Annotated in this window: 7 protein-coding genes, 2 tRNA genes and 1 pseudogene; 7 read left to right on the forward strand and 3 right to left on the reverse strand. The window is 74.3% G+C overall.

Going from position 1 to position 12,521, the window contains the following annotated elements; genetic code table 11:
• Positions 1-118 precede the first annotated feature (118 nt).
• From cobT to A6P39_RS33250, 3 genes are all read left to right on the forward strand, one after another.
• Positions 119-4,204, forward strand: a complete 4,086-nt coding sequence (gene cobT / locus A6P39_RS33240; RefSeq protein ID WP_067055151.1) for a nicotinate-nucleotide--dimethylbenzimidazole phosphoribosyltransferase — start codon at positions 119-121, stop codon at positions 4,202-4,204.
• A gap of 146 nt (positions 4,205-4,350) precedes the next feature.
• Positions 4,351-5,583 (forward strand): uroporphyrinogen-III C-methyltransferase, encoded by a 1,233-nt coding sequence (gene cobA / locus A6P39_RS33245; protein WP_067039392.1) that lies wholly within the window; start codon positions 4,351-4,353, stop codon positions 5,581-5,583.
• Between the two features lie 88 nt (positions 5,584-5,671).
• Positions 5,672-6,490 carry a TrmH family RNA methyltransferase gene (locus tag A6P39_RS33250; protein ID WP_067039393.1) on the forward strand — a complete coding sequence of 273 codons (819 nt, stop codon included), beginning with the start codon at positions 5,672-5,674 and terminating at the stop codon, positions 6,488-6,490.
• Positions 6,491-6,497: 7 nt separating this feature from the next.
• Here A6P39_RS33250 and A6P39_RS33255 read toward each other — a convergent pair whose 3' ends face one another.
• Entirely contained in the window at positions 6,498-7,886 is a 1,389-nt protein-coding gene (locus A6P39_RS33255) for a serine/threonine-protein kinase (protein ID WP_234378711.1), read from the reverse strand.
• A gap of 610 nt (positions 7,887-8,496) precedes the next feature.
• On the opposite strand from A6P39_RS33255, the gene A6P39_RS33260 reads away from it, so the two are divergent.
• From A6P39_RS33260 to A6P39_RS33275, 4 genes and pseudogenes are all read left to right on the forward strand, one after another.
• Entirely contained in the window at positions 8,497-8,673 is a 177-nt protein-coding gene (locus A6P39_RS33260; RefSeq protein ID WP_199840666.1) for a hypothetical protein, read from the forward strand.
• A gap of 468 nt (positions 8,674-9,141) precedes the next feature.
• Positions 9,142-10,164, forward strand: coding sequence for a phosphotransferase (locus tag A6P39_RS33265; protein WP_067039394.1), 1,023 nt, complete (start codon positions 9,142-9,144; stop codon positions 10,162-10,164).
• A 69-nt stretch (positions 10,165-10,233) separates the two neighbouring features.
• Positions 10,234-11,810, forward strand: a pseudogene (locus A6P39_RS33270) (IS1182 family transposase).
• 143 nt (positions 11,811-11,953) lie between these two features.
• Positions 11,954-12,256, forward strand: coding sequence for a TFIIB-type zinc ribbon-containing protein (locus tag A6P39_RS33275; protein ID WP_079133413.1), 303 nt, complete (start codon positions 11,954-11,956; stop codon positions 12,254-12,256).
• 61 nt (positions 12,257-12,317) lie between these two features.
• Here the strand turns inward: A6P39_RS33275 and A6P39_RS33280 are convergent.
• Positions 12,318-12,389: transfer RNA gene (locus A6P39_RS33280), tRNA-Val, on the reverse strand.
• 29 nt (positions 12,390-12,418) lie between these two features.
• A tRNA-Val gene (locus A6P39_RS33285) sits at positions 12,419-12,490 on the reverse strand.
• Positions 12,491-12,521: the final 31 nt, after the last annotated feature.

The raw sequence follows: 12,521 nt of genomic DNA on the forward strand, positions 1-12,521 counted from the left end.
TTCCGGCGGGTCGTTCGTGCCGCTGGGCACGGACGCTCGTTCTTCACTACGGGCGGTCGGTGCGCCGTTCCGGGTGAGCTGGTCGTAGGAGCACTAAACCGATGGGCGAGGGGTACGCATGACCGACACCGGCCAGGTCCCGGGCGAGGGACAGCCGGAGAGCGCAGGCATGGTGGAGCAGCCGGGCGTCGCCGCGCACGGTGCGTACACCTACCTCTCCGAAGCACCCGCCGAGGACGAAGAGCTGCTGCTGCCGGGTGCCCAGGGCGCGTGGGGCAACGAAGTGCCGCCCCCCGCTCCGGAACCGGTCCTCGAGGCCGTCCACCAGCCGGGCCCGCACGAGACGGCCGGCCGGGACAGCGGTTCCGTCGACCTCGGCGGCGTCCGTCTGCCGGACCCGGCGTCCGTCCCGCCGTCCCCCGTCCTCTCCGCCCCGCAGGAGCAGCCCGCCGCGGCGCAGCCGCCACGGCGGCCGCTGCACCTCGGCCCGCCGATCCCCGACGCGTCCGCCAGCCCGGTCCGCTCCCTCGCCGACCGTGGCCCGGCCGGAGCACCGGTACGGCAGCCCGGCCCGCCGGCGACCGGCCCCGAGTACCTCGACGCCCAGCCCCCGCGCGACATGGCCGTCCCGCAGAGCGCGGCCCCGTGGGGTACGGCACCTGCTCCCGAGGCGGTGACCGACGCCGGCGCACAGGCACCGGCTGCCGTGGCCCAGGCGGGCGCACAGGCACCGGCTGCGGAAACGGTTGACCCGGCCGCGGTCCCGGCGGAGGCGGAACTCCCGCTGCATGCCGCGGTGCCCGTGGAGGCCGTGGTCCCCGCGCAGGCCGCGCTTCCCGCCGAGGCCGCCGACCAGGCCGACCCGTCCGGTGCCGCCCAGGCAGCCGTCGCGCGGCTCGCGCACCAGGCGGCCGGGCCGGTGGTGCACGGCCACGACGGCGTGCAGCCCGCGCACGCCCACGACGGCGTGTACCCGACCGAGGCGGCGCCGGCGCCCGAGGGCGTCGTGCCCTTCGCGGCGGAGCCGACGCCCGAGGGTGTTCCGCAGCCCGCCGTCGACGCCGAGGCGGCTACGGCCGTTGCCGAGAGCGCGTCGAGCACGCCGGTCGTCGCCGAGGGAGCGAGCACGGTGGCCCCCGCGCAGACCCAGGCCTCCGCGATGCCGGGCGATGCCGTGCCGGCTCAGGCGCCCATGGACGTTCAGGCCGCGGCTGCCGCCGTCGCCGAGGCGCCCGAGCCCGCTCAGCCGGCCGCGGTGACGCAGCCCGGCGAGGGCGAGAGCGTGCCCCAGGCACAGGCCGCGCCGGTCGCCGCCGACGCCGGACAGGCGGTTGCGGCTGCCGAGGGCCTCATCGCCGCCGAGGGCGCCGTGGAGGCCCAGGCCGCCGTTCCCGCGCCGGAGGCGCCGGACGTGCCCCAGGTCGCCCAGGAGACCGTCGCGGCCCAGGGCGAGGCCCCTGCCCCGGCGCAGCCCGCCCCGAGCCCTGCCGCCGTCGGCGAGGCCCAGCCCGCCGCGGTGGAACCGCAAGCCGCTGTGGCGGAGCCCCAGCCCGGTGTGATGGCGGCTCAGCCGGTCGCCGTGCAGGCTCAGTCGGACGTGGTGGCGCCCCAGCCCGGCGTCGTGGAGGCCCACCCCGCCGCAGCTCAGCCCGCGCCCGCCGCCGAAGCCGCGCCCGCCGCCGAAGCCGCGCCCGCCGCCGAAGCCGCACCCGCCGCCGAAGCCGCGTCCGCCACCGAAGCCGTACCGGCCACCGAGCCGGTGGCCGCGCCGGAGTCCGGTGTCCCGGCCCCCGCGCCGGAGGCGGTCGAGACCGAGGCCCCCGCCACCGACCCCGCGCAGGACGCCGGACCGGCCCCGGCCGTCGTAGAGGTCGTCGCCGCGCCCGACGCGTACGCTCCCCAGCCGGCTCAGGGCCCCCAGCTGGCCGAACCGGCCGTGTCTGCCGTGCCTGACGTGTCTGCCGAGGCCGCCCCCGTCGCCGAAGCACTGCCGGGCATCCCGGAGGTCCAGGCCGCCGACGCCGCCTTCGAGGGGGCCCCCGTGACCGGCCCCGGCGCCCCCGCGGGCCCGCAGACGCAGCCCGGAGCCGAGCCCGTCCCGGCGCCGGCCGGCCCTGCCGACGATGTGGCCGGCCACCCGGAGGCGGCCGAGCCGCTGCCCTCCCACGCGTCGCCGGAGCCGCAGCCGGAGCAGCCGCTCGGGCAGTTCGTGCCCGTCGAGGGCCAGGTGCCCACCACCCCGCACCTGGCGCCGACCCCGCCGCAGCCCCTCGTCCTGCCCGCGCAGGAGACGCAGCAGCCGGTGGCCACGGTGCCCGCACCGCGCGAGGGCGACCAGACCCCCGCCCCGGCGCCGCAGGACACGGGGCACACCCCCGAGGTCGTACAGCACGCGGAGGACCTGGAGACCAGGGCCGCCGACCAGGAGGAAGAGGGCACGGCCGCAGTGGCGGAAGCACAGCAGTCCACCGGCCCGGCCGCGCCCGGTTACGCCGATGCCGAGCGCGAGGCCGTCCTGAAGGTCATGCGTGAGCGCCGCGACATCCGCAACGGCTTCCGCAGCGACCCCATCCCGCACGAGGTGCTGCTGCGTGTCCTGGAGGCCGCCCACACGGCGCCCTCCGTGGGCCACTCGCAGCCCTGGGACTTCGTCGTCATCCGTTCCGCCGACACCCGGCGGACGATGCACGAACTGGCGATGCGGCAGCGCGAGGCGTACGCCAAGTCGCTGCCGAAGGGCCGGGCCAAGCAGTTCAAGGAACTGAAGATCGAGGCCATCCTCGACACCCCGGTCAACATCGTCGTCACCGCCGACCCCACCCGCGGCGGCCGCCACACCCTCGGCCGCTACACCCAGCCGCAGATGGCGCCCTACTCCTCGGCGCTCGCGGTGGAGAACCTCTGGCTCGCCGCCCGCGCCGAAGGCCTCGGCGTCGGCTGGGTCAGCTTCTTCGACGAGCGGGAGATGGTCCGCGCGCTCGGCCTGCCCGAGCACCTGGAAGTCGTCGCGTACCTGTGTGTCGGGTACGTCGACGAGTTCCCGGACGAGCCCGAGCTGATGCAGGCCGGCTGGTCCAAGCGACGCCCCCTGTCCTGGGTGGTGCACGAGGAGACGTACGGCCGCCGCGCCCTGCCCGGAGAGGAACCCCACGACCTGCTTGCCGAGACCGTCGCACAGATCCGCCCGCTCGACGCCAAGGCCCTCGGCGAGGCCTGGGAGCGCCAGAAGCGGATGACCAAGCCGGCCGGCGCGCTCGGCATGCTGGAGATCATCTCCGCGCAGCTGTCCGGGCTGTCCCGGCAGTGCCCGCCGCCGATCCCGGAGCCCGCCGCCGTCGCCATCTTCGCGGGTGACCACGGCGTGCACGCCCAGGGCGTCACCCCCTGGCCGCAGGAGGTCACCGCCCAGATGGTGGCCAACTTCCTCGGCGGGGGAGCGGTCTGCAACGCCTTCGCCGCCCAGGTCGGCGCCGAGGTGTGCGTCGTGGACGTCGGTGTCGCAGCCGACCTGCCCGCCACGCCCGGCCTGCTGCCCCGCAAGATCCGCGGTGGTACGTCCGACATGACCACCGGAGCGGCGATGACCCGCGAGGAGGCCAAGGCGGCCATCGAGGTGGGCATCGAGACCGCCCGCGACCTGGTCGCGGCCGGCAACAAGGCGCTGCTCACCGGTGAGATGGGCATCGCCAACACGACCGCGTCCGCCGCGCTGATCTCGGTCTTCACCGGCGCCGATCCGGCGGAGGTGACGGGCCGCGGCACGGGCATCAACGACGAGACCCTGGCCCGCAAGACCGAGGTCGTCCGCCGGGCCCTGGAACTCCACCAGCCGGACCCGGCCGACCCGGTCGGCGTCCTCGCGGCCATCGGCGGCTTCGAGCACGCGGCCATGGTCGGCCTGCTCCTCGGCGGCGCCTCGCTGCGTACGCCGGTGATCCTCGACGGCGTCAGCGCCGGCGCCGCGGCCCTGGTCGCCCGCGCCATCGCCCCCGAGGTCCTGGCCGCCTGCATCGCGGGCCACCGCAGCGCCGAACCGGGCCATGTGGCCGCCCTCAACAAGCTGGGCCTGCGCCCCCTGGTCGACCTGGACCTCCGCCTCGGCGAGGGCACGGGCGCCCTGCTGGCCCTTCCGCTGGTCCAGAGCACCGCGAGGGCGATGCACGAGGTGGCCACGTTCGACTCCGCCGGAGTCACGGAGAAGTAGGTCCCCGCGGGCGGGGCGGGGTACCGGCGCTCCACGCGCGTACCCCACCTCGCCCATTCGCTGAATTCACATCTAAAATGCGCACGTCAGGGCCGCTCCAGAGCCGTAGCGCCCATTCGTACCGCCGGGACGAGGAGCCGCCCCCCATGGCCGAACACCCCGCCTACCCCGTAGGCCTCCGCCTCTCCGGCCGTCGCGTGGTCGTCCTCGGCGGCGGCCAGGTGGCCCAGCGCCGCCTGCCCGCGCTGATCGCGGCCGGCGCGGACATCGTCCTCGTGTCCCCCGAGGCGACCCCCTCGGTCGAGGCCATGGCGGACGCGGGCGAGATCACCTGGGTCGGGCGGCGGTACGAGGACGGCGACCTCGCCGAGGCCTGGTACGCCCTCATCGCCACCAGCGACCCCGAGGCCAACGCCGCCGCATCCGCCGAGGCCGAACGCCACCGCGTCTGGTGCGTCCGCTCCGACGACGCCGACCGGGCGACCGCCTGGACCCCGGCGACCGGCCACAGCGAGGGCGTCACCGTCGCCGTACTCACCACGCAGGCGCGCGGCCGCGACCCCCGGCACACCGCCGCCATCCGCGACGCGGTGGTGGAGGGCCTGCGCGACGGCACCCTGGTGGCGCCCCACCACCGCACCCGCACCCCCGGCGTCGCCCTGGTCGGCGGCGGCCCCGGCGACCCCGACCTCATCACCGTCCGCGGCCGCCGGCTGCTCGCCGAGGCGGACGTCGTCATCGCCGACCGGCTCGGCCCGCGCGACCTGCTCGCCGAACTCCCGCCGCACGTCGAGGTGATCGATGCGGCGAAGATCCCGTACGGCCGTTACATGGCCCAGGAGGCCATCAACAACGCGCTCATCGAGCACGCCAGGCAGGGCAAGTCGGTCGTACGGCTCAAGGGCGGTGACCCGTTCGTCTTCGGCCGGGGCATGGAGGAGGTCCAGGCGCTCGCCGAGGCGGGCATCCCGTGCACGGTGGTTCCCGGCATCTCCAGCTCGGTCTCGGTTCCGGGCGCGGCCGGCATCCCGGTCACCCACCGGGGCGTCGCCCATGAGTTCACCGTGGTCAGCGGCCATGTCGCCCCGGACGACGAGCGCTCCCTGGTGGACTGGCCGTCGCTGGCGAAGCTCACCGGCACGCTCGTGATCCTCATGGGCGTCGACAAGATCGGGAAGATCGCCGAGACGCTCGTCGCCCACGGCAAGTCCCCGAAGACGCCCGTGGCCCTGGTCCAGGAAGGTACGACGGCCGCGCAGCGCCGCGTCGACGCCACCCTCGCCACGGTCGCCGAGACGGTCCGTGCCGAGGACGTGAAGCCCCCGGCGGTCATCGTCATCGGCGAGGTCGTGACGGTCGGCCCATCGCCCCTCGCGTGATCACCCACGGCTTGATCACGCGTAACCCGGGGTAACACACTCGTTCCCAGCCGTTGGCAGCACACCCAGAGCAAGGCAGTATCACCCTGTGGCCGATCTCATCACCGTCGAGGATCCCGACGACCCGCGCCTGCGTGACTACACGGGCCTGACCGACGTCGAGCTGCGCCGCAAGCGCGAGCCCGCCGAGGGCCTGTTCATCGCCGAGGGCGAAAAGGTCATCCGCAGGGCCAAGGAAGCGGGCTACGAGATGCGCTCCATGCTGCTCTCGGCCAAGTGGATCGACGTCATGCGCGACGTCATCGACGAACTCCCGGCGCCCGTCTACGCGGTGACCCCGGAGCTGGCCGAACGGGTCACCGGGTACCACGTGCACCGCGGCGCCCTCGCCTCCATGCAGCGCAAGCCGCTGCCGACCGCCGCCGAACTGCTGCGCTCCGCCCGCCGGGTCGTCGTCATGGAGTCGGTCAACGACCACACCAACATCGGCGCGATCTTCCGCTCGGCGGCGGCCCTCGGCATGGACGCGGTCCTGCTGTCGCCCGACTGCGCCGACCCGCTGTACCGCCGCAGCGTCAAGGTTTCCATGGGCGCGGTGTTCTCGGTGCCGTACGCCCGCCTGGAGACCTGGCCCAAGGGACTGGAGTCGGTCCGCGAGGCCGGCTTCACGCTGCTCGCGCTCACCCCGGACGACAAGGCCCGCAGCCTCGACGAGGCCGCCCCGCACACGATGGACCGGGTCGCCCTGATGCTCGGCGCCGAGGGCGACGGGCTGTCCACACAGGCCCTGGTGGCCGCCGACGAATGGGTCCGCATCCCGATGTCCCACGGAGTCGACTCGCTCAACGTGGGCGCGGCCGCAGCGGTCGCCTTCTACGCGGTGGCCACCGGCCGCCCGCAGTCCTGACCCGCGCTCACTTCCCCGCGTCCCGGCGCGGGGCCCCCGCGTACCGGTCCGCCGCCGGCGCCTCGGCGGTCAGCGGCCGGTGCTGCGGCTGAGCGTGCTGCCGCTGCCCGCCGCCCAGCCCGCGCGCCGGGCCCTGGCAGCCCTGTGCCACCGCGATCCCGAGCGCCACGAGCAGCGTCACCACCACGAACACGAACAGCCGCTGCCGCAGCAGCCGTGGATTGGCCGGCCGTAGCCCGGTCCCCGTCGTACGCTGCGCCGGCCGCCCGGCACCGCCGCGCGGAGCGGGCCGGCCGCCGCTGCCGGAGCGCGGGCCTCCTGCCCGGGGCACCGGTGTCGCACGGGCCGTACCCGGCCGCGGGACCGCACCCGTACCGCGCGGTCCGCTGCCGCCCCGGGACACGGCACCGCCGCCCCGGGAGGGGACGCCGCCGCGCGGCAGCGGAGTGCCGGGAGCCGTGCGCCGCTGGGTGCGCTGCTGCTCGGGATAGGTGTCGACCAGCCGTCCCGTGGGCCGGTCCGCCTCCGCGGCGCGCGGCGCCGGCGGCCCTACGACACCGTCCAGGCCCTGCGCCTCCCGGGCGGCGATCTCCTTCAGCCGCAACGAGAGTTGCAGGGTGCTGGGCCGCTCGTCGGGGTCCTTCGCCAAGCAGGCCCGCACCAGCGGGGCGAGCGCGTCCGGTACGCCGTACAGCTGTGGCTCCTCGTGCACCACCCGGTACAGCATCACCTCGGAACTGCCGTGCCCGAAGGGCGAGTCACCGGTGGAGGCGTAGGCGAGGGTCGCGCCCAGCGAGAAGACGTCGGTCGCCGGCGTGACGGCCGCACCGCGCACCTGCTCGGGTGCGAGGAAGCCGGGGGAGCCTACCGCCGTGCCGACGTGGGTGAGCGTGGAGGCGCCGGTGGCCCAGGCGATGCCGAAGTCGATGATCCGCGGCCCCTTCGGGGACAGCAGGATGTTGGAGGGCTTCAGGTCCCGGTGGACGACCCCGGCCTCGTGCACCGCGACCAGGCCCTCGGACAGGGCCGCGCCGATCGCCGCGGCGTCGGCCGCGCCGAGCGGGCCCTCGTCGGCGACCTTGTCGTGCAGGGAGGGCCCGGGCACGTACTGGGTGGCGAACCAGGGCCGCTCGGCCTCCAGATCGGCCGCGACCAGCCGGGCCGTGCAGCCGCCCCTGATCCGCCGGGCGGCGGAGACCTCACGGGCGAACCGCGACCGGAACTCCTGGTCCTCCGCCAGGTCCGGGCGGATCACCTTCAGCGCGACCCGCTGCCCCTTCTTGTCGGAGCCGAGGTAGACCACGCCCATCCCGCCCGCGCCGAGCCGTCGGTGAAGCCTGAACGAGCCGACGACGCGCGGGTCCTCGCGCCTCAGGCGCATCATCGCCATGTTCATCCCCGCTGCCCGGTCCCTGTGACGTGGCACAGCTTACGTTTCCACGGCCGCCTGCGCGCAGAGGCCGCGCCCTCCGGGCCGAACGGATTGTGCGGACGGCCTGTCCGAGGTGAAACACGGTCAGGAACCCCAGTTGTGCGGTGCCCTTGAACGGACCGTGCCTCCAACCGGTGCCCGGTATAAGGAGGTTGAGGCCACGACAGCCCGGACGACGCGGGTCCGTGCACCTTCCCCGACGGCACCGCGAACCGGCCGCAGGACCGTTTCCCGTACGAACACCGAAGCGGACACGACAGCCCTCCCACCCGTCATCGGAGTGATCGAAGTCACTCCTTGTCATGTCTCTCGACCGCGTGTGCTCCGGAAATGACGGGATACGGCGGACGCCCCCTCCGGGAAGACCCCGAGACCCGTCCCGGCGTCTCCACCCAGGGGAGTACGCCCCAGGTCATGGCTCATCCTCCGGGAGGCCCGGCAATCGGTACGAGGGCATGACGCCCGATGTGGGCCGCGCGCCTAGATTTGAGGGCAAGCGGCGGGTGCAGCACTCGTCCCCCGAGGTCAGACACCCGCCGCTCCGAGGACAACCGAATCGGTCAGGAGAGGGACCATGGCCCACACGGCACCGCGACGCACGACGTTCGCCACCCGCCGCACAGGGCGCCGCCACCCCTTGGTGGCGACACTCATGGCCCTTCCCCTGGCGGCCCTGCTCCTGCTCGTCTTCGACGGCTGGGACACAGTGGCCACACAGGCGTCGTCCGTGGGTGCGATGCTGGGGCGCTGAGCGGCGACCCCAGGCCCGGAAGAGCGGTCCGGGCGGGGACATCCATCCAGGAAACCCCGTGGGGACGGGGGTGCGGCGGACGGCACTGATGCCGGCGCAGCTGGGGAGCTGCGCCGGCATTGCGCCGTTTCGGAGCCCGGCATACCTGTGTCCTGCGTGCCGTCCCATGTGCCGGCTCATGTGTCCTGCTTGCGGTGCCGGGGTGACTGGTCGCGCAGTTCCGGCGTTTCCCGCGGTTCCCGTGCCCGCCGCAGCTCCGGGCGATCGTGTCACCGGGCCGGAGCCTGTACGCGGCGCAGCCGCGGTCGGCCGAGCCGCAAGCGCCGTTCCTGCCCGGCGCGGCGGCACCGCGCCGACGCGGGCGGACGGCCTGCCCGCCCCCAGCCGCAGCACCTGTGTCCAGCCCGCCGCGGCCGCGAAACCGTCGTACGCTCACCACCCTCGCACCGCTGACCTCCGAGGCATCCGTTGACCCTGCTCCCCGCGCTCATCGCCAAGGTGAAGGCCGCCGCCCACCCGCACCCCGGCGGAGCCGGTTGCACATGCCCCGCCACCGCGCTCGCGGACCGCCCCGACGCCACAGTCGTCCGGCACGACGACACCGTCGCGAAGGCCCACGCCCCCGGCACCGACCCCGCCGAGCTGACCCTCCGCCTGGCCACGGCCGCCCGCCTCCCGGACATCTTCCTGGCCCCGCTCGACCCGGCCCCCACCCTCCTGTACGACCGCCGGGTGACCTTGTGGCCCTACGGCACCCCCGTGGACCCCGGCGACCCCGGCGCGGCGCCCTGGGAAGCCGCCGCCACCCTCCTCGCCCGCCTGCACCGCACCTCCCCGCCCGCAGGCCTGCCCCCGATGCGCGGCCCGGCCAAGGCCGCCCGGGCCATCGCCCGGCTCCACGCGGCACTGCACGCCACAGCTCACGAGGCCGCCGGTCCCGCCCCCCGGGCTTCCGTCCCGGAGGCCCGGGCCGCCGGAGCCACTGCCCCCGAGGCCGCCCCCCGCGCGGCCGCCGCCCCCGTCCTGGCCGCCTGGGCCGCCCTGCCCGCCTGGGCCCGGGGTGAGGCGGCCATGCCCGGGGCGCCCGCCCTCTGTCACGGGGACCTGCACCTCGGTCAGCTCGTTCGTCATCCGGTGCCGGACGGACCCTGGCGGCTGATAGACGTCGACGACCTGGGTACCGGCGTTCCGGCCTGGGATCTCGCGCGGCCCGCCGCCTGGTACGCCTGCGGGCTCCTCCCGCCCGAGGCGTGGTCCCGCTTCCTCGACGCGTACCGCCGGGCCGGCGGCCCGGCCGTACCCGCGACCGGCGACCCCTGGCCCGCCCTGGACGTCCCGGCCCGCGCGCTCACCGTGCAGACGGCCGCCCTGGCACTCGGCAAGGCGCTCAAGGCGGACCGTCCGCTGGACGGGTTCGAGCAGGCGGTGATCGACGCATGTGCCCGAATGGTGCCGATTCCACACCAGTTGGCGCCCGGATTCACGGACTAGAAGGGTCATGAAGATCTTGGGGTTCTGGCCCCGCCGCGTGAGCGGCGGGGCCAGACTCGTTTCGTGGTGATGGGGGAATGGGCCGGGGAGACGGTCGGACCGGATGTGTGGGAGACCTGCCGGGAGTTGATCCCGGCGGGGAGTGTGTTCGCGTTTCTGGCCGAGCACCGTGGTGCGCTGTTTCCGGCTGAGATGTTCGCGGACATGTACCCGTCGGCGAACGGGCGGCCGAGCATGCCGCCGCAGATCCTGGCCGCGGCGATCACGCTGCAGGCCCTGCACGGGCTGTCGGACTTCGAGACGGTCCAGGAACTGCGGTGTGACCTGCGATGGAAGGCCGCCTGCGGACTCGGTCTGCATGACATGGCGTTCGATCCGTCGTTGCTGGCCTACTTCCGGCGCCGGCTATCGCGTTCGCCCCGGCCCAACCGGGTGTTCGAGGCGGTGCGGGAGGTCGTGAAGGCCACCGGCGTGCTGAAGGGCAAGCACCGGCGGGCTCTGGACTCCACCGTGCTGGACGACGCGGTCGCCACCCAGGACACCGTCACCCAGCTCATCGGCGCCGTCCGCGCGGTGATCCGCGAGGTCCCCGGGGTGGCGAGCCCGCGGTGCAGTGCACCGCGCATGACTACACCGATCCCGGCAAGCCCCGTATCGCCTGGAACGACGAACAGGCCCGCGCCGCACTCGTCGACGCTCTGGTCACCGACGCACTCAGGCTGCTGGGCCACCTGCCCGAGCAGGAACTGGGCGAGAAGGCGGCCAACGCACTCGGCCTGCTGGCCCTGGTCGCCGGGCAGGATGTCGAGCCGGCCGAGGACTCCGACGGCCGCGACGGACGCTGGCGCATCAGCCAGGGGACCGCTCCAGGCCGCGTCGTGTCCACCGTCGACCCCGAAGCCCGCCACATCCACAAGACCCGCACCCACCAGCAGGACGGATACAAAGCCCACCTGGCCATCGAGCCCGAGACCGGCTTATACACCGCCGTGGCTCTGCGGCCCGGCGCCGGAGCCGAGCACCACGAGGCCACCGTCGGCCTGGACCTGCTGGCCGACGAGGAGAACCCGGTGGACGCCTTCGGCGACACCGCCTACTCCGCCGGCGACACGCGCCAAGCCCTCCACCAGGCGGGACACCGGCTGTTCTTCAAACCCGCCCCGCTACGGCCCGCCGTCCCCGGCGGCTTCACCCTGGACGACTTCACCATCAACACCACCGCCGCCCTCGTGACCTGCCCCGCCGGGCACACGGTCCCCCTGTCGGACCCCGGCGGACAGCACCACCAGCGCAAGGCCGCCTTCAAGGACCTGTGCACCCGATGCCCGCTGCGTGAGCGGTGCACCAAGGCCAAGGCCGGCCGCATCCTGACCATCCGCCCCCACCACGACCTCCAGGCCGCGGCCCGCCACCAAGCCGCCACCGACCCGGACTGGCAAGCCGACTACCGGCGCTGGAGACCACCGGTCGAACGAGCCGTCGCCTGGCTCGTCCAGCACGGCAACCGCCGCCTGCGCTACCGCGGAACCATCAACAACAACACCTGGCTCCACACCCGAGCCGCCGCCCTCAACCTCCGCCGACTGATCAACCTCGGACTCACCCACACCGGCGGCCGCTGGCAACTCGCCCCGCCAACCGCATAGCAACAGGGGCTGCCCGGCCTCCGGCCGGACAGCCCCCCACCAAGATCTTCATGAGGCTTCTAGGCTGCAACCACCCGGGGCCCCACGGAGTCTGTCCCGGGGAAATGCCAAGCAGGATCGAACGGCGAGGAGTTGAGCCGACGATGCATTGTCCGAAGTGCCATGCGCCGATGCACACCTACAACCGCAGCGGCGTCCAGATCGAGCAGTGCAGTGGCTGCCGCGGCATCTTCCTCGACTACGGCGAGCTGGAGGCGCTGACCCAGCTGGAGGCCCAGTGGTCCAAGCCCGTCCCGCCGGTGCCGCCCGCCCCGCAGGGCTACCCGGCCCCGCCCGCGCCCGCCTGGGGCGCCCCGCACGGCGGTCACCACGGCGGCCACGGGCACTACGACCATCACGGTCACCACGGTCACAAGAGCTGGGCCCACATGCTCTTCTCCAGCTGAGCCGGCTGAGTCCACGAAGAAGCCCCCGGCCGTACGAGACGGCCGGGGGCTTTCCGGTGTGTGGACGATACTGGGATTGAACCAGTGACCTCTTCCGTGTCAGGGAAGCGCTCTCCCGCTGAGCTAATCGTCCGCAGGCTGTGACGTGAACGTCACAGTCGGTGCGCGATACTGGGATTGAACCAGTGACCTCTTCCGTGTCAGGGAAGCGCTCTCCCGCTGAGCTAATCGCGCGGGTGGGGACCTTCGAGAAGACCCGAGGATC

This window comes from Streptomyces sp. FXJ1.172 (assembly GCF_001636945.3).
Classification (GTDB): Bacteria; Actinomycetota; Actinomycetes; order Streptomycetales; family Streptomycetaceae; genus Streptomyces.